The organism is Micromonospora sp. NPDC051924, from assembly GCF_055586005.1.
The window spans coordinates 78,706-100,387 of sequence record NZ_JBVJJA010000016.1; the positions used below are offsets into that span (position 1 = coordinate 78,706).

The following is a 21,682-nucleotide window of genomic DNA, read 5'->3' on the forward strand; positions in this document are numbered from 1 at the left end:
GTGGCGAAACCGGACCCGCGGGCACCGACCGGGCGGCCGGGTGCCGGGCACCGCGCGGCGGACCGGTCGCGGCGGCGGGACCTCGGCCAATTCTTCCATGCGGCAGGCCCGGACACCCTCGCCGGTGCCGTCACCGGCAGGAACTCAGGGTCGCACCGCCACACGACGGACCGTAGGCCAGGAGCCGTCCGCACCTGCCCAACCGTCGGCCGGACCGGCTTCGTGCCCTGCGATCCGTCGCCGGGCCTCACCCTGCGGACACCGGTGCCGGGCGCACCGGCGGTCGCCCCGGGAGGTCACGCCCGGGACCGACCGGGTCGGCCGCGAGGGGCGCGGGGCCGGCCCCGGGTGGCGCGTACCCTGGATGGCCGGTGACCTGCCCGGCCCCGCGCGGCCGACTGGCGTCCGTCGAGAGGGAGACGATGAGCAAGCAGCCCGGCAGCTCCACGGCTGCGGAGCCGGACCAGCCCGAGGCCGCCCCGGTCGAGGTGCCGGACCAGCCGGAGGCCGCCCCCGCCGACGCGGCGGGGCCGGCCGCGGACCGGGCGTACGCGCCCGGCGCGCTGGTGCTGGCCGTGGTGGCGGTCGCCTGGCTGGCCGCCATGCTCTGGTCCACCCAGGCGGCGATCACCTCCGCCGCGGCCGGCGTCACCGCGATCAGCCTCTCCGCCTACGCGCTGCCCGGCGTGATCACCGCCGCGCTGGTCGCCGGTGCCGCCGTCGCGCTGGCGGTGACCAACCCGGTCGGCCGGGCCACCCTGCGCTTCCTCGCCGCCGTCGGCACCGGCCTGCTGGTCGGGCTCGCCGCCGCGGTGGCGATCAACCTGACGTACGCCGACAACGCGACCACGAACACCATCGCCGGCACCACTGCGGCGGCGGCGATCATCGGCGGCGCGATGGCCGGCGCGCGCAACGCCCGGGTGGTCGGTGCGCTGGCCACCGCGACGCTGGCCGCGCAGGTCTTCGTGGTGCTGTTCAGCCGCGCCCGGGACCCGCTCTCCGACCTGTTCGGGGCCGGCGACACCCAGCAGTCGATGCTCGACGCCGCCAAGTGGGTGTCCCGGACCGAGTCGCTGCTCGCCGGGCTGATCGCCGGTCTGGTGGCCTTCGGCTATCTCGCCTGGGCCCGCCGGCGGGCCGCCCGCCGGGACGGGGTCGCGCCCGACGGCTCCAGGTCGGGGCGCGGCGTCAGACGCGCCGAGCTGGAGTTGTCACAGCTGCGCTGGCCGTCGTACCTGGTCGCCGGGGCCGGGGCGGGCCTGCTCCTGCTGCTCACTGAGGTGATCATCCGGGTTGGTGGGCACGGCCTGCTGGAGCTGGCCGCCGCGCTCAGCGACGCGGACCAGGTGGCGCAGACCGCGCTGGGCACCTCGCGGGTCGACAACGGCATCTGGGTGCTGTTCGTGGGGGCGCTCACCGCGCTCGTCGCGTTCGGCCGCACCCTCGGCCCGCGCCCCACGGTGGACGAGGACGAGGACGAGCCGGCGGAGGCCTGACCACCAACCCCTGTCCGCGAGCCCTCAGCCGGCCTCGCGGAGCAGGAGGTCCAGTTCGGTCACGTCGTACCACTCCAGCTCGTGGTCCTCGGCGCCGTCGACGGTGAACTGGGCATCCGGGTCACCCGCCTGGGCCTCCGCGACCACCTCGGCGGCGGCCGCCACGTCGTCCACCGCCTCCGCGCCGTCCACGTGGATAGCGGCGACCGTCTTGACCGGCACCGGCCCGGCCAGCCGGACCACGCTGGAGCCGAGCTCGCCGCCGACCCGGCCGACCGCGCGGGCCGGCAGGTCGACCGAGACCACCACCCGGCGCCGGGGCGCGGTGTGGTCGGCCCGCAGCAGCAGCAGCGCGTCCTGGGCGGCCCGGGTGAAGGCGACGTACTCCAACTCCTCCTCGTCGCCCTCGGCGTACCACTCGCGCAGCTCCGGGGTGACCGCGTGCGCCTCGTCGGCGGAGAGCCCCTCCTCGCGCAGCCGCGCCAGCATCGGGACGGTCGCCGGCACGTACACCCGGACAAGCTCGTCGGTCACCGGTCTCTCCCAAGCTCAGGCCCGGCCGGCGGGCGCCGGCTCCGGGCGCCGATCATGCCGTACGCCGTGACCGTCATACACCTTGCACCCGCCCCGGAACTAGTTCCCCGCCGGTGTGTCCCTACGCCGGTTCGGCGCGGTTCCTCCGGCGGCCGGGCGGGTCGGACGCTGGGACCGGCGGGCCGGCGATGGCAGATTGAGGCAACACAACCAAACCCAGGAGTCACCGTGGAGCCGAGGTTCCGGCTACGGGTGTGCGAACCGTTACCTCTCAGTGTGCTCTAGTGAGCACATGGTCGGCAGTCCCGCCTGACGGTGGGACGGTCCCGGTCTTACCCGCCTGGGCGGTGCCGCGTTGACGCTTCGCGGCCACCTGCCCGCGTGGGCGGGTCTTACGGTCGGCTCCACGTCCTGCCACCGGGCCACTCCCGGCGGTGGTCGCCTCGGCCGCGAGCGCGGCGAGGTTACGTGCGGCATTCACATCCCGGTCCAGGATCAGGCCGCACGAGGTGCACTTGTAGGTACGCGCGGACAGGGCCAGCTTGGCTTTCACCGTGCCGCAGTCCGAGCAGGTCTTGCTGGAGGGATACCAGCGGTTGGCCACCACCAGGTGGCCGCCGTTCCATACGGTCTTGTAGGTCACCTGCCGGCGGATTTCACCGAACCCGGCGTCGGCGACGCGCCGGGCGAGGCGCGGGTTGCGCAGCATGCCGGCCACGTTGAGGTCTTCGACCACGATAGTGCCGTACTCGCGGGCCAGGCGGGTGGTGAGCTTGTGCAGCCCGTCGCGGCGCAGGTTCGCCACCCGCGCGTGCGCCCGGGCCACCTGCCGGCGGGCCTGTTCCCACCGCTTTGACGGCCGCTGGCCGGTACGCCGGGCCGGGCCGACGCGCCGGGACATCTGCCGGGCGAGTCGGCGCATTCGGCGGGCCGCGTCATCCAGGTGGCGGGGGTTGGGCTCCATCTTGCCGGTGGACAGCACCGCCAGGTGCGTGATCCCGACGTCCACGCCGACCACCGCCCGCGGACGTGCCGGGGCCCGCTCGGCCCGATCGACCTCGACGCAGAACGCGACATGCCACCGTCCGCCGTCACGGCGCACGGTCGCGGACAGGATCCGGGCCGTGCCCGCCTCCAGGCGGCGGGCAAGTTTGCGGGCGGACTCGTGCAGCTTGAGCCGGCCCAGCCGGGGCAGTACGACGTGCTGGCGGTCCGGCTCCACCCGGATCGCACCCGTGGTGAACCGGATGCTCGGCGTGCTGCGGCGACGGGACTTGAACCGCGGGAACCCGACTCGCCGCCCCTTTCGCTTGCCCGTACGCGCGTCGGACCAGTTCTTCAAGCCGCAGGCCAGGGCGTCGAGGCCGGTGTTGAATGCCTCCTTGGAGCACTCCTGCCACCACGGCGCCACGTCCGGCTTCGCTTGGTTCCACGCCTTGCGTAACGCCGCGAGGTTCCACCCGAGCGTCGGGGTCAGCAACTCCTCAGGTACACCGTAGGTGCGTTCCGCGGCGCGCTGGTCCATGATGGCCTTCACCCGGGCCAGGGCCCAGTTGTACGCCACCCGGGCCGCGCCGGCGTTGGCGAGCACGCCACGCTCCTGCGCCGCAGTCAGATTCAGCGCGAACCGATACGCCTGCACCACCTTCACGCGACGCTCTCCCCGCCGGTGGCGGCGTCGATCGCGCGGCGGGCCCGGTCGGCGGCGGCCCGATGCCCGTACAGGCGGGCGCACAGCGAGGTCAGGACCTCGGTCACGTCACCCACCAGATCGTCATCAACCTCGGCCGGGTCGACCACCAGCAGGCGGCGGCCCTGCGCGGACAGCGCGGCCTCGACGTACTCGGCACCGAACCGGGCGAACCGATCCCGATGCTCCACCACGATCGTGGATACCGCCTTGTCGGCCAGGAGCGCGAGGAACTCCTTACGGCGCCCATCGAGAGCGGAACCGACCTCGGTGACCACCCGGCCCACCGCCAGACCCTGCCCGGTAGCCCAGCTGGTCACCCGAGCGACCTGCCGGTCAAGGTCGGCGCGCTGGTCAGCCGATGACACGCGGGCGTACACCGCGACCACATGTCGTCCATGCGCAGACGGTGCCGGTTCGCCAACCACGATCAACCGGCCGGTCTGGTAGGCGGGAACGGGCAGCTTCCCGGCCGCGAACCACCGCCGGGCGGTTGCATACGACACCCCCTGGGATGCTGCCCACTCCTTGAGGTTCACATCAACACTCTAGCCCACTCCTGAGCGCTCATACTGACTGAACCGGCAACAGCGGCAACCCCGCGCCGGGGCGGTCGAGGCGGCCGCCGTGTTCGCCGGCCCGGGCGGGGCGAGATGGGCGATCGCCCTGCGCCTGGAACACCGCTGCGGCACCTGACTCTGCACCGTCCTCGACGTCCTCTGACTGTGAGGCACCGGCCGCCTTTCGCGCGAAGCCTCACCCCACGTCGCCCCCGCCCCGGGCCCCTGCCTTCCGCGCCCCACGCCCCAACGCCGCACACCCAACGCCCTGCGCCCTGCGCGCCCCACACGGCACACCCCAACGCCCTGCGCCGCCTGTGCCGCTCCGCGCCCGCGCCCGCCGCCGCACCCGCGGCCGCGGACGGCGTGATCGACGTCGGGATGCGGCGAGACGGGGCAACTCGGCGACAGGAAAGCGCGACGCGCCGCAAACCCGCGCCCCGCTCGACGCGCGACCGACCCGCGCGACCGACCTGCGCGACCGACGCAGGCGAGGGCGGACCGGCACCGGGATGCGGCAGGGCGGGCTATCCGGGCGGCCGGAGACGGCGACATGCCGCAACCCGCCCCGCGCCCGCCCGGCTCTGGACCTGCGGGCGGGACCTGCCCGGCTCGCAGGCGCGGGTGCGGGTGCGACCGGCGGGCCCGGCCTGCGGGGGCGAGGCGCACGAGACCGGGCGGCACCGTGCGCGGGGTCGCCGGATGCCGGGCGGCGGCGGGGGCGGGTGTAGACGGGGACGGGCCCCGGCCGGGTGGCCGGGGCCCGTCAGTGGCGCGGTGCGGGCGGTCAGTTGCCGCCGTTGGGGGCGCCGTGGCAGCGCTTGTACTTACGGCCGGAGCCGCAGGGGCAGGGCGCGTTGCGCGACGGGCCCTCGCCGGCGTCCACCTGGCCCGGGGCGGCCCGGCGGGCGGTGCTGGCCGCGACGGCCTGCCCGCTGATACCGGCGGGCGCGCGGCGTGGGCCCGAGGCCGCCGGGCGCTCCGGCTTCTCGGTGCGGCCGACACCCAGCGCGGGCGCCTGCTGCTCGGTGCGCTCGACCACCGGGGCACCCCGGCCCGCCTCGCCGTCCACAGCGGGCGCGGAGTATTGCAGACCCTGCTGCTGCGGCGCGCGGTTGAGGCCCTTGGCGTGGATCTCCACCGGCTTCTCCAGCAGCTGCACCTCCTCGGCCTCCGGCTCGGGCTCCTGGACCTGCACCTCCAGGTTGTAGAGGAAGCCGACCGTCTCCTCCTTGATGCCGTCCATCATGGTGGCGAACATGTCGAAGCCCTCGCGCTGGTACTCGATGACCGGGTCGCGCTGGGCGTACGCCCGCAGGCTGATGCCCTCCTGGAGGTAGTCCATCTCGTAGAGGTGCTCGCGCCACTTGCGGTCGATCACCTGGAGCAGGACCATCCGCTCGAGCTGGCGTACCGCCTCCTCGCCGAGCGTCTCCTCGCGCCGGTCGTACGCGGCGTGCGCGTCCTCCTTGAGGCGGGCGAGCAGGAAGTCCTGGTCGAGACCGGCCCGGGAGCCGACCTCCTCCTCCAGCTCCTCGATGGTGACGCCCATCGGGTAGAGCTGCTTGAGGTTGGACCAGAGCTGCTCGAGGTCCCAGTCCTCGGCGTAGCCCTCGCTGGTGGCGCCCACCACGTACGCGCCGGCCACGTCGTCGATCATGTTGCGGACCTGGTCGGAGAGGTCCTCGCCGTTGAGCACCCGGAGGCGCTCGGCGTAGATCACCTGGCGCTGCTTGTTGAGCACCTCGTCGTACTTCAGGACGTTCTTCCGGATCTCGGCGTTCTGGCCCTCGATCTGGGCCTGCGCGCTCTTGATCTGGCGGGTGACCATCTTCGACTCGATCGGCACGTCCTCCGGGATGTTGAAGCGCTCCATCACCGCCTCGACCGCGCCGGCCCGGAAGCGCTTCATCAGGTCGTCCTGCAGCGACAGGTAGAAGCGGGACTCGCCCGGGTCACCCTGCCGGCCGGCGCGACCGCGCAGCTGGTTGTCGATGCGGCGCGACTCGTGCCGCTCGGTGCCCAGCACGTAGAGGCCACCGGCGGCGGCGACCTCCTCCGCCTCGACGTCGCAGGCCTGCTTCCACGTGGGCAGGACCTCCTCCATCGCCTTGGCGTACTCCTCCGGCTGCTCGACGGGGTCGAGGCCGCGCTGGCGGAGTTCGTTGGCGGCGAGGAACTCGGGGTTGCCGCCGAGCAGGATGTCCGTACCGCGGCCGGCCATGTTGGTGGCGACGGTGACCGCGCCCTTGCGCCCGGCCTGGGCGACGATCTCCGCCTCCTTGGCGTGGAACTTGGCGTTCAGCACGGAGTGCGGGATGCCCCGGCGGCGCAGCAGCTGGGAGAGGATCTCGGAGTTCTCCACCGAGACCGTGCCGACCAGCACCGGCTGACCCTGCTCGTGCCGCTCGGCGATGTCCTCGACGACGGCGTTGAACTTGGCCTTCTCGGTCTTGTAGATGACGTCCGCCCGGTCGAGGCGGACCATCGGCCGGTGCGTCGGGATGGTCACGACGCCGACCTTGTAGACCTTGTTGAACTCGCTCGCCTCGGTCTGGGCGGTACCGGTCATGCCGGAGAGCTTCTCGTAGAGGCGGAAGTAGTTCTGGAGGGTGATGGTGGCCAGGGTCTGGTTCTCCTGCTTGATCTCCACCCCCTCCTTGGCCTCGATCGCCTGGTGCATGCCCTCGTTGTAGCGGCGGCCGTGCAGGATGCGGCCGGTGAACTCGTCGACGATCAGGACCTCGCCGTCGCTGACGATGTAGTCCTTGTCGCGCTTGTAGAGCTCCTTGGCCTTGATCGCGTTGTTCATGTAGCCGACGAGCGGGGTGTTGACCGACTCGTAGAGGTTGTCGATGCCGAGCCGGTCCTCGATCTTGGTGACGCCGCGCTCGTTGATCGCGATGGTGCGCTTGGCGTGGTCGACCTCGTAGTCGCCCTCGCCGTCGGTGCCCGGCTGGAGGCGGGCCACCACGGCGGCGAACTCCTGGTACCAGCGGGCGGAGTGCTCGGCCGGGCCGGAGATGATCAGCGGGGTCCGGGCCTCGTCGATGAGGATCGAGTCGACCTCGTCGACCACCGCGAAGAAGTGGCCGCGCTGCACGAGTTCGTCCCGCGACCAGGCCATGTTGTCGCGCAGGTAGTCGAAGCCGAACTCGTTGTTGGTGCCGTAGGTGATGTCGCACTCGTACGCGGCGCGGTGCTCGGTGGCCGGCCGGTTGGGCAGCACCACGCCGACGGTGAGGCCGAGGAACTCGTGCACCCGGCCCATCCAGGCGGCGTCGCGCTCGGCCAGGTAGTCGTTCACCGTGACCACGTGCACGCCCTTGCCGGCGAGCGCGTTGAGGTAGACCGGCATGACCGAGGTCAGGGTCTTGCCCTCACCGGTCTTCATCTCGGCGATGTTGCCGAAGTGCAGCGCCGCGCCGCCCATCACCTGGACGTCGTAGGGCCGCTGGCCGAGCACCCTCGAGGCGGCTTCCCGGCACACCGCGAACGCCTCGGGCAGCAGGTCGTCGAGGGTCTCGCCGTCGGCCAGCCGCTCCCTGAACTGGTCGGTCATGCCGCGCAGCTCATCGTCGGTGAGGTTGACGTAGTCGTCCTCGATCGAGTTGACGGCGGCGGCGATGGCCTTGAGCCGGCGCACCATGCGGCCCTCGCCCGCGCTAAGGACCTTTTCCAGAATCGACACGGATCAACGCTCCCCTAGACAGTCTCGAACCATCGTAGGCGCTCCATCGCGGCGATGGTCACTGGTGGCGGCGGTCCGGGGCAGGGAACCCGACATAACACCCCGGGTGGCCGTTGAGCGGCCGTTATCCGGTTACGCCCAGCGCGAACGATCCGGCACGATGGGCCGATGGAGCCCGTGGAGATCATCGAGGACGGCCTGCTGTTACGACCCTGGCGGGCGGCGGACGCCGACGCGGTGTACCGCGCCTGCCAGGATCCGGACATCCAGCGCTGGACCACCGTACCTCGCCCGTATCTGCCCGAACACGCCCTCGGGTACGTGACCACGATCAGCGGGACGGCCTGGGCGGAGGGCACCGAGGCGCTGTTCGCGGTCTGCGACGCCGACAGCGGGGAGTTGCTCGCGTCCTGCGGCCTGGTCTCGATCGACCGGGCCCGCGACTCGGCCGAGGTGGGCTACTGGACCGCGCCCTGGGCGCGCGGCCGGGGCGTCACGGTACGGGCCACCCGGGCGGTCGCCCGCTGGGCCTTCGACGCGCTCAAGCTGCGCCGGCTGGTCTGGCAGGCCGAGATCGGCAACCACGCCTCCCGCCTGGTCGCGCTCCGGGCCGGTTTCCGGATCGAGGGCGAGTTGCGGCTGGCCGAGCCCGCCGTCGACGGTCGCCCGGAGGGCTGGATCGGCTCACTCCTCCCGCACGAGCTGGCCGCGCCGGGCGAGCCCGTCCCGTACGGCCCGGACACCCTGCCCGCCCGCCGGGCCGCCGTGTTCGGCCGCCCCCAGCCCGTCCTCTTCGCCACCGCCGGGGACACCGAGCTGCGGCTGCGCCCGCTGGAGGAGCGCGACCTCGACGCGGTGATCGAGACCTGCCGGGACGAGGAGACCGTCCGCTGGACCACCGTCCCGCACCCGTACCTGCCGGAGCACGCCGAGGGCTTCCTGGGGGACGTCGCACGGGCGGCGTGGGCCCGCGGCACCGGCGCCACCTTCGCCATCGCCGACGCCGACGATCGGTACGCCGGCTCCGTCGACCTGCGGATCTCCCCCGGCTCCCCACTCGTCGCCGACGTGGGCTTCATGACCGCCCCGCACGCCCGGGGGCGCGGCTGGATGCCGGCCGCCCTCGGTGCGCTGAGCGCCTGGGGCTTCACCACGCTCGGGCTGGCCCGGATCGAATGGCGGGCCAACGTGGGCAACACCGCGTCCCGGCGGGCCGCCGAGAAGGCGGGCTTCGTCTTCGAGGGCACTGCCCGGGGCGGCGTCCAGCACCGGGGGGAGCGGGTGGACGTCTGGGTGGCCGGGCTGCTGCCGCAGGACCTGGCGTGACGCCGGACACCATCGAGGCGTACGGAGTGCGGCTGCGGCCGTCCCGCCTGACCGACGTGGCGGACACCGCGGCCGCCTGCGCGGACCCGCTCACCCAGCGGTTCATGCCGGGCATGCCCAACCCGTACACCGAGCAGAGCGCCCGGTGGTGGATCACCGAGGGCGAGCCCGCGGCCTGGGCCGCCGGCGGCGCGTCGTACGCGATCGCCGATCCGGCGACCGACCGGCTGCTCGGCGCGGTCGGCCTCAGCCACCCGCTGCCCGAGCGCCGGCAGCTGGAGATCGGCTACTGGGTGGCGCCCTGGGCACGCGGCCGGGGCGTGGCGACGGCCGCCACCCGGGCGCTGTCCGAGCGGGCCTTCGCCGCCGGCGCCGCCCGGCTGGAGCTGCTCACCGGCCAGGAGAACACCGCCAGCCAGCGGGTCGCGCTGGCCGCCGGTTTCCGCCACGAGGGGGTACGCCGGTCGGCCGGCACCGCGCGGGACGGCGGCCGGTACGATCTGGTCACCTGGGTACGTCTCGCCGACGACCCGCCCGGGCCGACCGCCCGGCTGCTGCCGGACCTGCCCGGGGGCCGGCTCACCGACGGTGTGGTCGCGCTGCGCCGGCTCGGGCCGACGGACGTGGACCCGCTGCACCGGCTGCACACGCTGCCCGAGGTGGTGGCGAACCGGGTGCCGCCGGCCCCGGCCAGCCGGGAGTCGATCGAGCGGCGCTGCCGCCTCGCGGAGAGCCGCTGGCTGGCCGGCCGCTCCGCCGACGTCGCCATCCTCGACGCGCACACCGGCACGGTGGCCGGCGGCTGCGCCCTGGTGTACGACGAGCCCACCACCGGTCAGGCCATGCTCGGCTACAGCGTGCTGCCCGAGGCGCGCGGTCGGGGGCTGGCCACCCGGACGGTGGAGCTGCTGGCCGGCTGGGCGTTCGAGGTCGGGCTGGCCCGGCTCTGGGCGGGTACCCGGCCGGAGAACGTCGCCTCGCAGCGGGTGCTGGAGAAGGCGGGATTCCGCCGGGAGGGGCTGCTGAGCGGCCGGCTCCCGGGCCCGGACGGCACCCGCGTCGACTCGCTGATCTACGGCCTGCTGCCCGGCGACCGCGCCCGCTGACGGCGGGAGCCGTGGTGGCAGGCCACCACGGCTCCCGGCCGGTCTCCGGTCAAGGGGTGGTCAGGGTGCCGTGTCGAGCGAGATGATCCCGTAGTCGTAGGCGTGCCGGCGGTAGACGACGCTCGGGCGGCCGGACTCCTTGTCCTGGAACAGGTAGAAGTCGTGGCCGACCAACTCCATCTGGAAGAGCGCGTCGTCGACGGTCATCGGCTCGGCGGGGTGCACCTTCTCCCGCGCGATGTGCCACGGCTGGTCGTCGTGCTCCTCGGTGACGTAGTCGTCGTCGGGTCGGTCGGCGACGGCGGTGGCCGTCCCGTGGCCGTTCAGTGTCGCCAGGCCGGGCCCGTCGAGGTTGGCCACCGGCAGGTCGGCGGTGGCGGCGGCGACGGAGAGCGGCGCGTGCCGTCCCCGGTGCACGCGACGCCGGTCGGCCGCCCGGCGGAACCGGGTGTCCAGCTTGGCGATGGCTGCGTCCAGCGCGCTGTAGAAGTCATTCGTGCAGGCCTCGGCCCGGATCACCGGACCGCGCGTCACGCAGGTGATTTCCACCCGCTGGCAGTGATCGGCCTGGCGCGGATTGCGCTCGTGGAACAACTCGACGTCCACGCGAATGAGCTTGTGGTCGTAGCGTTCGATCTTTGCGAGCTTTTCGGCTACGTGCACCCGGTAATGGTCCGGTACTTCGACGTTACGGCCCTTGACCACGATGTCCACGTGACCTCCCTTGTTCGGACGGTCGTTCGGTCCGGATCTCTCCGCGTCGACGCCCCCTGGGAGCTGCCCCGTTCGGCGTCGACCGGTGGTACGGCTACGCCTCCTTCCATTGCCGGGGAAGGGCGATGGACCTCCTACCCCCGACACGAAAACGCTAACTCCTGTTGGGCCACCAGTCACCCCTGGTTGCCGAGAGAGGCCGCGAAATTTAACAGGTCATACACCATGGGGTGAAACGGAAACACGAAGCGTCACTCACGGCGTCGCTTTTGCGTTGCGGCGAGCACCGCCGCGGCCTTTGGCGTCATTCCCGCCGCGTGCAAGACCCGGCTCACCGCCGCAAGCGTCGCGCCGGTGGTGACGATGTCGTCGAGCAGCACAATCGGCCCGTCCACCCCGCCGAACCGGCGCAGCCGGAACGCCGCGTCGGCCGCCGCGGCCCGCCCGGCGCTGTCCAACGCGACCGAGTCCGGCCGGGGCAGCGCGCGCAGCGGGTGCCGCACGCGTACCGGCCAGCCGGCGGCCCGCAGCCGGGCCGCCGCGTGCCGGGTCAGCCGGTCCAGGTGGTCGCCGTACCGGGCCCGGGCGGCCCGCGCGGTGTCCGGCACCGGCACCAGGATCACCGGCCCGGCCGAACCCACCGCCGCCGCGACCACCTCGGCGAGCAGCGCGCCCAGCGGCCGGGCCAGCCCGTGCCGGCCCCGCTCCTTGTACGCCAGCAGCCCTTCGCGGAGCGCCCCGGCGTACGGGCCGAGGGCGACGCAGGGCGGCAGGTCGAGGGGGCGCGGATCGGGGCTCGTCGGCGCGGGCCGCAGCGACTCCAACTCACCGACGCAGCGCGGGCAGAAGCCCTGCCGCAGGCCCGGGACCCGTTCCGCGCAGCCGGCGCACCCGGCCGGCAGCACCAGGTCGGTCAGGTCCGACCAGAGCCCGCCCACCCGCACGGCTCAGTAGTAGAAGAAGGGGGCGATGGGGTTGGCGTTCCGGTTGCCCGCCGGCGCGTCCTTCACCTGCTCCCGCTTGATGATGTCGACCGGGTTGTTCTTGTAGGCCGCCTTGTTCGCCTCGTACATGTAGGAGATCGAGGGCAGCACGCCGACCACCGGTCCCGGATACCCGGCCAACTGGGTCACCTCGGCGCCGATGTCCGTCTCGAGCGGGGTCCCCAGGGCGCCGTCGGCCGTGGTCTGGTAGATCGCCGGTCGGTTCCCCTCGTAGCCGGCGCAGACCAGGTCGTCCTCCGAGATCCAGTCGACGGCGGTGAGGCGGCCGAGCCTGGTGACCACCGGCCGCGGCGGGCCCACGTTGAAGCCGCTGCCGTCCACGCTCAGCGCCGCGACGTACAGGGCACCGTTGACGACCAGGGCGACCCGGTGCCCGTCGAGCGACGCGGCGACCGCGGTGACCTTGCCGGTGACCGCCAACGAGACCAGGCTCATTCCGGCCGCCCCGTCGAACTGGTAGAGCCGGCCGTCGGCCACCACCAGCCCGCCCGGATCGTTCGGGTCGAGCGAGCGGATCCAGGTCGGCCGCCCGATGGCGTCGTACGAGTCCTTGCTGTCGTTGAACACGCTGACCGGGTCCGGGCCGGAACCGACCCGGAGCACCTGGTTCCGATCGGAGCGGGTGACCACCAGGGCGGCCAGCACCTGGTCGTCGGCGGAGCGGTTGAGCGACGCCGAGACGACGTTCCGGTTCTTGCCCGCCGCCACGGGCACCGGCCCGCCCGTCTCGCCGACGAAGTTGAGCGGATGGATCACACCGTCGTAGACGCCGAACCGCTCCGGCCTGCCGCCGGACGGGTACGCCGGGCGCGCCGCCCGCTCCTGCTTCAGGTCGACGGTCAGCCGCTTCTGGTTCTGGATCTTCAGATCGAGCTGGCCGGACAGCTCGGGCAGTGACCAGGCGAGCTGGGTGGCGAGCTTGGCCAGCGCGGCGTCGTTGGCCCCGGGCATGGTCAGGTTGACCTCCCAGCGCCCGTCCGAGCCGGTCGCGTTGTTGATCGGCTGGGTACCGTCGGGCAGCTTGCTCACTCCGGGGCTGAGCCAGTCCGACGGGCCGAGGACCAGCCACTTCACCACCTGGGTGACCCGCCGCTGGACGGGCACCGCCGAGGGCAGCCACCGCTGGTCGGGCACCAGCCGGGTCTGGTCGGAGTTCCAGAAGTAGATCGTGTGCGCGCCGTAGTAGCTGCGCAGGGCGGTCTCGCTGACCAGCAGCACGTTCGGCAGCTCGTAGATGCGCAGCTCCGGCCGGTTGGGCGCGACCGGGCGCAGCTTGAACACGTACTCGGTCTCGTTGGCCACGGGCGGCCCCAGGGTGCCGTCCGCGCGGAGCACCCCGACCTGCTGCACCTTGATGGTGACCGTGCTGGTGCGGTCGTTGTTCGGCGGGGTGACCTCGAGCTTCTCCCGGAGTCGCACCACGGTCAGCTCGATCTCGCTGTTCTGCTTCCTCTCCCGCAGGCTGTCCTTCGCCCCATCGGTGAGGAACGCCTTCGCCCGGGCGTACGCCTGCTCGCGCTCCCCGGCCGCCGCGGCCGCGAGGTAGTTCTCGATGAACGGCCCTGGCTCGCTGGTGTCCGCCGGGGTGGGCGGCCGGGCGGCGCTGCCGTTGGACGAACCGGGCTCGGCGGCCGGACCCGAGCCGTCGACCTGGACCTCGGTCTGATCGGGGATGCCGCAGGCGGCCAGCCCGGCGGGGAGCAGCGCCCCGGCCAGCAGCGCGGCCAGGAGCCGGTGCCTCACGACGTCACCTCGGCCTTGCCCTCCACGGCCGGCCCGATGGCCAGCGCCCCGCCCCCGCTGCCCGGCCCGATGGCGAGCAGCCCACCAGCCCGCGGACCGCCGAACGGCAGCGCGGCGTCGGCCGGCACCAGCCGCAGCGGCGAGGTGGTCAGCCGGTCGCCGGCCCGGGCCGGCAGGGTCAGCCGGAACTGGGCGCCCTGGCCGGGCGCACCCCAGGCCTCCAGCCAGCCACCGTGCAGGCGGGCGTCCTCCAGGCTGATCGACAGGCCCAGCCCGGTCCCGCCGGTCTGCCGGGCCCGGGACGGATCGGCCCGCCAGAACCGGTTGAAGACCAGCTTCTCCTCGCCCGGCTTGAGCCCCACTCCGTGGTCCCGCACGGTGATCGCCACCGCGCTCTGGTCCATCCCGAGGGTGATCAGCACCGGCTTGGCCTCGCCGTGCTCGACCGCGTTGCCGACCAGGTTGCGCAGCACCCGCTCGACCCGGCGCGGGTCCACCTCGGCGATCACCGGGGTGTCCGGCACGTCCAGCTCGATGGTCACCCCGACCCGCTCGGCCAGCCCTTCCAGTCGCTCGGCCACCCGGTGCACCACCGGCACCAGGTCGGTCGGCTCGGAGTCGAGCACCGCGAAGCCGGCGTCGAAGCGGCTGATCTCCAGCAGGTCGGTGAGCAGTTCCTCGAACCGGTCCAGCTCGGCCTGGAGCAACTCGGCGCTGCGGGCCACCGCCGGGTCGAACTCGTCCCGCTCGGCGAAGATCAGGTCGGCGGCCATCCGAACCGTGGTCAGCGGGGTACGCAGCTCGTGCGAGACGTCCGAGGTGAACCGGCGCTGCAACCGGGACATCTCCTCCAGCCGGAGGATCTGCCGTTGCAGGTTGGTCGCCATCTGGTTGAACGAGGCGGCCAGCAGGGCCAGGTCGTCCTCGCCGTTGACCACCATCCGCTGGTCGAGCAGGCCGGCGGAGAGCCGCTGGGCGGTGCGGGCGGCCACTCGTACCGGGGTCACCACCAGCCGGGTGACCAGCGCGGCGAGCAGACCGAGCAGGAGCACCAGGGCGACGCCGGTGGCCACCACCGTGGCGCGGGCGTCGGCGGCCGTGGTGTCCTGCCGGGTCAGCGGCACGAGGTAGTAGAGCTCCACCTGCCCGAACCGGGTCGGCACCGGTGAGCCGTACACGAGGTATTTGGTGCGTTGTCCGCCGAGCGTGCCGGTGCCGATCTGGTGGGCGACGCTGCCGCCGGCGACGGACGCCCGCAGCTCCGGGCTGATCAGCGGGCGCACCTGCACGTCCGGCGAGGTACGCGGCTCGATGGCCCGGGGGAAGCTGTCGGCGGTGATGGCGACCACCACACCGCTGGTCTGCGTCGGGTCACCGCCGGCCAGGTAGTTGACCGTGCCGTCAATGGTGTCCTGGAGCTGTGCCTCCTGCGGCGAGTTGTAGAGGCTGAACTGCCGCTGGGCGTACTCGCTGCCGTTGCGCAGCCGCACCAGGACGTCGGTCTCGGCGTTCTCCAGCAGGATGTTGGTGATCTTGTCGGCGATCAGGTACGCGAAACCGCCCACCAGCAGGCTGGACGCGACCAGGGTGATGGTCACCACACGCAGCTGGAGGGAACGGCGCCAGGTCTGGTGCACGCCGCCGGCCAGGCGGGCCGCCCGGCCGGCGAGGACGCGCCAGAGCGCCCGCGCGGCGCGGAGCCGGCGGGCGGTGGTCGGCGAAACGGGGGGCGGGGAGGTCACCACAGTGCGACCAGGCTATCCGGTACCCGCCTTGTAGCCCACGCCCCGAACGGTGAGGATGATTTCCGGGCGCTCCGGATCCGGCTCGATCTTGGCGCGCAGCCGCTGGACGTGCACGTTGACCAACCGGGTGTCGGCGGCGTGCCGATAGCCCCAGACCTGCTCCAGCAGCACCTCGCGAGTGAAGACCTGGCGCGGCTTGCGGGCGAGCGCGACCAGCAGGTCGAACTCCAGCGGGGTCAGCTTCACCTCCTCGCCGTCCCGGCTGACCGTGTGCGCCGGCACGTCGATGGTGATCTGGTTGCCGGGCGGGCCGATGGTGAGCAACTCGGGCGCCACGTCCTCGCCCCGGCGCAGCCGGGCCCGCATCCGGGCCACCAGCTCCTTGGGCTTGAACGGCTTGACCACGTAGTCGTCGGCCCCGGACTCCAGCCCCAGCACCACGTCGACCGTGTCGCTCTTGGCGGTCAACATGACGATCGGCACGCCGGACTCGGTCCGGATCGCCCGGGCCACGTCGATGCCGCTCATCCCGGGCAGCATCAGGTCGAGCAGGACGATATCGGGCCGACTGTCACGGAACGCGGCCAACGCCCGTTCCCCGTCCGCGACGAAGGAGGGCACGAAGCCCTCGCTGCGCAGGACGATGCCGAGCATCTCGGCGAGCGCGGGGTCGTCGTCGACCACCAGTACCCGGGCTCTCATGGGGTTTATCGTTCCATCCCCGTTCGTTTCGGAGGGTTCGGCGTTATCACGGCACGGTACTGCGGTGGGCGGTTCCGCACCACAGCCGGCGACCCGGACGTCCGTCGTGGCGCGCCACGGACGTGCGGGTCAGCCGGAAACGGACCGGCCATGCAAACATGATCCCCCGGGCGCGCCCTCGCCCGCCACCACAGACGCCCGCCAGGAGTACGCGTGCCCGACGTCGGCCCGACCGCCGTGCTCCCGCGCCGCCCCCTGACGGTGGGCGAACTGCTGGACTCGGCCGTCCTGCTGCTGCGCGGCCAGGCCCGGTTGCTGGTCCCGCTGGGTGTCCTGCTGGCCCTCGGCGAGCAGTTGCTGCTCTACCCGCTGCGCGAGCTGGCCGCCGCCCGGCCGCCCGAGTGGTGGTTCCACGACCACCGGTTCGGCTCGTACTGGCTGCTGCTCGCGGTGGGGGCCGGGACCGAGGCGGCGATCATCGCGGTGCTGGGCAACCCCGCCGCGCGCGGTGCCGGGGCGGCGCTGCTGGGTCGCCGGGCCGGGGTCCGCGAGCTGTTCCGCGAGGCCCGCTGGGCGGCCACCGTGCTGTTCGCGGCGGCGGTCGGGATCATCGTCTGCCTGGCCGGGCTGGCCGGGCCGGCCTGGTTCGTCGCGTACGGGCTGCTCGGCGCGGTGGCCCCGGTGCTGGCGGTGGACCGGGTGCCCGGGCACCGGGTTCCGGGCCGGGCGCTGCGGCTGGCGGTCCGGGCCGGGGGCCGCGCCGCCGCCATCCGGCTCCTCGGCTACCTGGGCTGGTGGCTGATCCGGCTGGGCATCGGCCTCGGCCTCTGGTACGGCCTCGCGCTGCTCGGTCTCTTCGACCTGCACGCCTGGGCACTGCCGGTCGCCACGGTCGCGTGGGCCGGGGTGAACGCGGTCGCGTACCCGGCGCTGGCCTGCCTCGACGCGGTGCTGCACCTGGAGACCCGGATGCGCACCGAAGGGCTGGACATCCGGCTCTCCCGCGCCCCGGCCGGCACCCCGGAGCCCGTCCTGCTGGCGGTGCCCCGGTGAGCCGGTGGTGGACCGAGACCGTCGCCGCGCTCGGGGACGTCGTACCGCTGCCGCTGGCCGCCCTGCTCCTGCTGCTCGCCGCACTGCTGGCCGCGCTCGCCTGGTACTTCTTCCCGGCCTGGGTGCCCCGCCGGCTGCCCCGACTGCCCCGGCTGCGGCGGCCCCGCTGGCGACTCCCCCGGCTGCGCCGCCCGAAGCTGCCCCGCCGGCGCCGCCGGCCGAAGGCACGCCCGGCGGACGGGTCGCCCCCGGTGCCCACGCCCCGGGCCCCGGAACCGGTCGCGACCGGTCACGCCACCCTCGCCGACCGGCTGGCCGCCGAGGGCCGGTACGCCGAGGCGGTCCGGGAGCGGCTGCGCGACATGGTCCGCGAACTGGTGGAGCGGCGGGTGGTCGAGCCGCGCGCCGGGATGACCGTCACCGAGCTGGCCGCGGCGGCGGCGCACGTGCGGCCCGGGACGCGTCCCGCCCTGCACGCCGCCGGGGTGATCTTCTCCGACCTCTGGTACGCGCAGCGGCCGGCCACCCCCGAGCACGACCGCCGGATGCGCGAGCACGCCGCCGACCTGCACCGCGAGCTGGCCGGGGAGAGTGAGCACCGGTGACCGCCACCCTCGACCCGACCCGCCCGGAAGCGCCGCCCCGGCCCCGGCACCGCCGGCACCGGCTACTGCTCCCGCTCGGGCTGGCCGTGCTGCTGGTCGTGGCCACCCTGGTGTTCCACGCCGTCGACCAGCCCGACCCGACCGATCGGAGCTTCCTGTCCCCGGTCGCCACCGGGGACGACGGGGGCAGCCGGCTGGCCGAGGCGCTGCGCGGACAGGGCGTGACCGTACGCCGGGAGACGGACACCCTGCGGGCGCTGCTGGCCACCCAGCCGGGTCCGGCGACCCTGTTCGTCCCGGCCCCCGAGCTGGTGCACCCGGACACCCTCGGAGCCCTCACCGACCTGCCGCCCGGCAGCCGCCTGGTGCTGGTCGACCCGTCCCGCCGGGTCCTCGCCGGAATGGGGCTGCCGGTGGTCCCGGCCGGCCGCCGCTGGGCCACCCGGGTCACCACCCCGGACGCCGGCGGCCGGCCCTGCCCGCTGGCCGAGGCCACCCGCGCCGGTCGCGCCGCCGCCGAGCAGCAGCGCTACGCCGCCCGGGCCGCCGGGACGGTCCGCGGCTGCTACGCCGGCGGGCTGGTCCAGGTGCCGTGGAGCACCGAGGTGGTGGTGATCGGCGCCAGCGACCCGTTCCGCAACGACCGGATCGCCGAGTGGGGCAACCAGGCGCTGGCCACCGGCCTGCTCGGCGGTCCCCGCCGGCTGGTCTGGCTCGACCTGCCCGGCCCGGCCCCGGCGCCCGAGGGGCCGAGCTGGTCACCCGTCCCCGGCGGGGGCAACGGTGACGGCTACGGCGACGGCGACGGCGGGTCGTCCGACCGCTCCGGCCGGGGCTCCGACGACCGGGCCGACGGCGGGTCGCCGTGGGACAACCCGCTCTGGGGCGCCTTCCCGGCCTGGTTCTGGGCCCTGCTGCTCCAGCTCGCGTTGGCCGGCCTGCTGGTGGTGCTCTGGCGGGCCCGCCGGCTCGGCCCGCCGGTCCCGGAGCCGTTACCGGTGACCGTCCGCTCCGCCGAGACGGTGCTCGGGCGGGCCCGACTCTACCGCCGGGCCCGGGCGCGAGGGCCAGCCGCCGACACCCTGCGCGCCGCCGCGCTGGCCCGCCTGCTGCCCCGGCTCAGCCTGCCGCCCGACACCCCGCCCGCCCACGTGGCCGCGCGGGTCGCCGCGCAGACCGGCCGCGACCCCGAACAGGTCGCGGAGCTGCTGCACGGCGATGAGCCGACCACCGACCAGGAGCTGCTGGCGCTGGCCCGCGACCTGGACGCCCTGACCCGTACCGTCGTCCACCCGACCGAAGGAGACCCCCGGTGACCGGACCCGTCATCGCGCCGGCCGTCGCGCAGCCCGACGCCCGTGCCGCCCTGCACCGGCTGCGGGCCGAGGTGGCCAAGGCCGTCGTCGGGCAGGACGCCGTGGTCACCGGCCTGGTGCTCGCCCTGCTCTGCCGGGGGCACGTGCTGCTGGAGGGCGTACCGGGGGTGGCCAAGACCCTGCTGATCCGGACCGTGGCCACCGCGCTCGACCTGGAGTCCAAGCGCGTGCAGTTCACCCCGGACCTGATGCCCGGCGACGTCACCGGCTCGCTGATCTTCGACCCGCACACCGCGGCGTTCACCTTCCGGGAGGGGCCGGTCTTCACCAATCTGCTCCTCGCCGACGAGATCAACCGGACCCCGCCGAAGACCCAGTCGGCGCTGCTGGAGGTGATGGAGGAGCGGCAGGTGTCCGTCGAGGGCGAGCGCCGTCCGCTGCCCGAGCCGTTCATCGTGGCCGCCACCCAGAACCCGATCGAGTACGAGGGCACCTACCCGCTGCCGGAGGCGCAGCTCGACCGGTTCCTGCTCAAGCTGACCGTGCCGCTGCCCAGCCGGGACGAGGAGCTGGGCGTGCTCCGCGCCCACCACGCCGGTTTCGACCCGCGCGACCTGCGGGCGGCCGGCGTGCGCCCGGTGGCCACCGCGGCCGACCTGGCCGCCGCCCGGGCGGCGGTGCGCGAGGTGCACGTGGCCGAACCGGTCCTCGGCTACATCGTGGACCTGTGCCGGGCCACCCGGGTCGCCCCCGCGCTCGAGCTGGGCGCCTCGCCGCGGGGCGCCACCGCCCTGCTCGCCACCGCCAAGGCGTGGTCCTGGCTGGCCGGCCGCGACCACGTCACCCCGGACGACGTGAAGGCGGTGGCCCGGCCCACCCTGCGGCACCGGCTGCGGCTGCGCCCGGAGGTGGAGCTGGAGGGGGTGACCGTCGACGCGGTGCTGGACGCGGTGCTGGCCACCATGCCGACCCCCCGATGACCTGGCGGGCGGCGCTGCTGCTGGGCGCCGGTGCGGCGACCCTGCCGGTCTGGCCGGCGCCGTTCCTCGGCGTCGCCGTGATGACCGGGCTGGTGCTGCTGCTCGTCGCGCTCGACTGGGTTCTCGCGGCGCCGCTGCACGCGCTCACCGCCACCCGCACCGGTGACCGGGCCGTCCGGCTGGGCGGCACCGCCACCGTCACCCTGCACCTGGCCAACGCCTCCGACCGGGTGCTGCGCGCCCAGGTCCGCGACGCGTGGGTGCCCTCGGCCGGCGCCCGGCCCGACGTACCGCCCGGACGGATGCTCACCCTCGAACCGGGCGGCGTCGCCGCGCTGCCGGTCCGACTCACCCCGGCCCGGCGCGGCGACCGGCCGGCGGGCGGACTGACCGTACGCTCCCTCGGGCCGCTGCGGCTGGCCTTCCGGCAGCGCGCCCGCCGGCCGGCCACCCCACCGTGGACCCTGCGCGTGCTGCCCCGCTTCGACTCCCGCCGGCACCTGCCGGAGAAACTGGCCCGGCTGCGGGTCATCGACGGGGTGCAGGTGACCCGGGGGCGCGGCCAGGGCACCGAGTTCGACACCCTGCGCGAGTACGTGGTCGGCGACGACGTGCGCTCGATCGACTGGCGGGCCAGCGCGCGCCGCTCCGACGTGCTGGTGCGCACCTGGCGGCCGGAGCGGGACCGGCGGCTGGTCTGCGTCCTGGACACCGGCCGCACCTCGGCGGTACGGGTCGGCGACGAGCCGCGGCTGGACACCGCGATCGACGCGGCGCTGCTGCTCACCGCGCTGGCCGCCCGCGCGGGCGACCGGGTCGACCTGTTCGCCGCCGACGCCACCCTGCGGGCCACGGTGACCGGCAGCGGCCGGCCGGCCCTGCTCGCCCGGCTGGTGGACGCGGTCGCCCCGCTCCAGCCGGCCCTGGTGGAGACGGACTTCGAGCTGATCGCCGGGGAGGTGCTACGCCGGGAGCGCCGGCGCAGCCTGGTGGTGCTCTTCACCGCGCTGGAGGCGGGCGCGCTCGGCGAGGGGCTGCTGCCGGTGCTGCCCCGGCTGGCCGCCCGGCACCGGGTGGTGATCGCCGCGACCCACGACCCGGTGCTGACCGGGCTCACCGTCACGCCACCGACCGGCGTGGACGACGCCTACGCCGCCGCGGCGGCGTGGCGGGCCCTGGCGGAACGGGACCGGGTCCGGGCGGCCCTGTCCCGGCACGGCGTGACCGTGGTCGACACCCCCGCCGACCGCCTCGCCCCGACGATCGCCGACACCTACCTCCGCCTCAAATCCCTCGGCCAGCTCTGACCACCTCGCCCCGCGCCGCGCGGCCCACACCTCCCCACGCCTCCCCACGTCTCCGCGAAGATTCACGGAAATAGTGGGCATCGCGGGCCGGACAGCCACTATTTCCG

17 protein-coding genes are annotated in these 21,682 nt (G+C 74.1%); 8 read left to right on the plus strand and 9 right to left on the minus strand.

What is annotated here, in order from left to right; translation table 11 throughout:
* The first annotated feature begins 422 nt into the window (after positions 1 to 422).
* Positions 423 to 1,499 carry a hypothetical protein gene (locus tag ACZ6S5_RS15285; RefSeq protein WP_466000754.1) on the plus strand — a complete coding sequence of 359 codons (1,077 nt, stop codon included), beginning with the start codon at positions 423 to 425 and terminating at the stop codon, positions 1,497 to 1,499.
* A gap of 24 nt (positions 1,500 to 1,523) precedes the next feature.
* Here the strand turns inward: ACZ6S5_RS15285 and ACZ6S5_RS15290 are convergent, their stop codons facing one another.
* The 4 genes from ACZ6S5_RS15290 to secA form a co-directional block, all read right to left on the minus strand.
* Positions 1,524 to 2,033 carry a DUF6912 family protein gene (locus tag ACZ6S5_RS15290; protein WP_466000755.1) on the minus strand — a complete coding sequence of 170 codons (510 nt, stop codon included), beginning with the start codon at positions 2,031 to 2,033 and terminating at the stop codon, positions 1,524 to 1,526.
* Between the two features lie 271 nt (positions 2,034 to 2,304).
* On the minus strand, positions 2,305 to 3,684 hold the full coding sequence (gene tnpB, locus ACZ6S5_RS15295) for an IS607 family element RNA-guided endonuclease TnpB (RefSeq protein ID WP_466000756.1): 1,380 nt from the start codon (positions 3,682 to 3,684) through the stop codon (positions 2,305 to 2,307).
* Complete coding sequence (locus ACZ6S5_RS15300; RefSeq protein ID WP_466000757.1) at positions 3,681 to 4,262, minus strand: IS607 family transposase; 582 nt, start codon at positions 4,260 to 4,262, stop codon at positions 3,681 to 3,683. Before ACZ6S5_RS15300 ends, tnpB begins: the two co-directional genes overlap by 4 nt.
* An 808-nt stretch (positions 4,263 to 5,070) precedes the next feature.
* Positions 5,071 to 7,974 (minus strand): preprotein translocase subunit SecA, encoded by a 2,904-nt coding sequence (gene secA / locus ACZ6S5_RS15305; RefSeq protein WP_466000758.1) that lies wholly within the window; start codon positions 7,972 to 7,974, stop codon positions 5,071 to 5,073.
* Between the two features lie 168 nt (positions 7,975 to 8,142).
* Here secA and ACZ6S5_RS15310 point away from each other — a divergent pair, with 168 nt between their 5' ends.
* Positions 8,143 to 9,300 (plus strand): GNAT family N-acetyltransferase, encoded by a 1,158-nt coding sequence (locus ACZ6S5_RS15310; protein WP_466000759.1) that lies wholly within the window; start codon positions 8,143 to 8,145, stop codon positions 9,298 to 9,300.
* Positions 9,297 to 10,406, plus strand: coding sequence for a GNAT family N-acetyltransferase (locus ACZ6S5_RS15315; protein ID WP_466000760.1), 1,110 nt, complete (start codon positions 9,297 to 9,299; stop codon positions 10,404 to 10,406). Before ACZ6S5_RS15310 ends, ACZ6S5_RS15315 begins: the two co-directional genes overlap by 4 nt.
* 60 nt (positions 10,407 to 10,466) lie before the next feature.
* Here the strand turns inward: ACZ6S5_RS15315 and hpf are convergent, their stop codons facing one another.
* The 5 genes from hpf to mtrA all read right to left on the minus strand — a co-directional run bounded on the left by hpf (position 10,467) and on the right by mtrA (position 16,314).
* Complete coding sequence (hpf, locus tag ACZ6S5_RS15320; protein ID WP_466000761.1) at positions 10,467 to 11,120, minus strand: ribosome hibernation-promoting factor, HPF/YfiA family; 654 nt, start codon at positions 11,118 to 11,120, stop codon at positions 10,467 to 10,469.
* A 251-nt stretch (positions 11,121 to 11,371) separates the two neighbouring features.
* Complete coding sequence (locus ACZ6S5_RS15325; protein WP_466000827.1) at positions 11,372 to 12,025, minus strand: ComF family protein; 654 nt, start codon at positions 12,023 to 12,025, stop codon at positions 11,372 to 11,374.
* A gap of 42 nt (positions 12,026 to 12,067) precedes the next feature.
* Entirely contained in the window at positions 12,068 to 13,867 is a 1,800-nt protein-coding gene (locus ACZ6S5_RS15330; protein ID WP_466000762.1) for an LpqB family beta-propeller domain-containing protein, read from the minus strand.
* Complete coding sequence (gene mtrB, locus ACZ6S5_RS15335; RefSeq protein ID WP_466000829.1) at positions 13,864 to 15,516, minus strand: MtrAB system histidine kinase MtrB; 1,653 nt, start codon at positions 15,514 to 15,516, stop codon at positions 13,864 to 13,866. Before mtrB ends, ACZ6S5_RS15330 begins: the two co-directional genes overlap by 4 nt.
* A 108-nt stretch (positions 15,517 to 15,624) precedes the next feature.
* The gene (gene mtrA / locus ACZ6S5_RS15340) at positions 15,625 to 16,314 is read right to left on the minus strand and encodes an MtrAB system response regulator MtrA (RefSeq protein WP_265004980.1); all 690 of its coding nucleotides are present in this window, start codon (positions 16,312 to 16,314) and stop codon (positions 15,625 to 15,627) included.
* A gap of 213 nt (positions 16,315 to 16,527) precedes the next feature.
* Here mtrA and ACZ6S5_RS15345 point away from each other — a divergent pair, with 213 nt between their 5' ends.
* The 5 genes from ACZ6S5_RS15345 to ACZ6S5_RS15365 are packed head-to-tail and all read left to right on the plus strand — an operon-like array spanning position 16,528 to position 21,575.
* Positions 16,528 to 17,367, plus strand: a complete 840-nt coding sequence (locus tag ACZ6S5_RS15345) for a hypothetical protein (protein ID WP_466000763.1) — start codon at positions 16,528 to 16,530, stop codon at positions 17,365 to 17,367.
* Positions 17,364 to 17,972 (plus strand): DUF4129 domain-containing protein, encoded by a 609-nt coding sequence (locus ACZ6S5_RS15350; RefSeq protein ID WP_466000764.1) that lies wholly within the window; start codon positions 17,364 to 17,366, stop codon positions 17,970 to 17,972. Before ACZ6S5_RS15345 ends, ACZ6S5_RS15350 begins: the two co-directional genes overlap by 4 nt.
* Positions 17,969 to 19,288: a DUF4350 domain-containing protein gene (locus tag ACZ6S5_RS15355; RefSeq protein WP_466000765.1), complete on the plus strand. Its 1,320-nt coding sequence runs from the start codon at positions 17,969 to 17,971 to the stop codon at positions 19,286 to 19,288. Before ACZ6S5_RS15350 ends, ACZ6S5_RS15355 begins: the two co-directional genes overlap by 4 nt.
* On the plus strand, positions 19,285 to 20,268 hold the full coding sequence (locus tag ACZ6S5_RS15360; RefSeq protein ID WP_466000766.1) for an AAA family ATPase: 984 nt from the start codon (positions 19,285 to 19,287) through the stop codon (positions 20,266 to 20,268). Before ACZ6S5_RS15355 ends, ACZ6S5_RS15360 begins: the two co-directional genes overlap by 4 nt.
* Positions 20,265 to 21,575, plus strand: a complete 1,311-nt coding sequence (locus tag ACZ6S5_RS15365) for a DUF58 domain-containing protein (RefSeq protein WP_466000767.1) — start codon at positions 20,265 to 20,267, stop codon at positions 21,573 to 21,575. The genes ACZ6S5_RS15360 and ACZ6S5_RS15365 overlap by 4 nt, the downstream gene beginning before the upstream one ends.
* Positions 21,576 to 21,682: the final 107 nt, after the last annotated feature.

Excerpts from the sequence above, each read along its gene's own strand:
- ACZ6S5_RS15285 (WP_466000754.1), top strand. The coding sequence starts at position 423 with ATGAGCAAGCAGCCCGGCAGCTCCACGGCTGCGGAGCCGGACCAGCCC.
- ACZ6S5_RS15310 (WP_466000759.1), top strand. The coding sequence starts at position 8,143 with ATGGAGCCCGTGGAGATCATCGAGGACGGCCTGCTGTTACGACCCTGG.
- mtrA (WP_265004980.1), bottom strand. The coding sequence starts at position 16,314 with ATGAGAGCCCGGGTACTGGTGGTCGACGACGACCCCGCGCTCGCCGAG.
- ACZ6S5_RS15365 (WP_466000767.1), top strand. The coding sequence starts at position 20,265 with ATGACCTGGCGGGCGGCGCTGCTGCTGGGCGCCGGTGCGGCGACCCTG.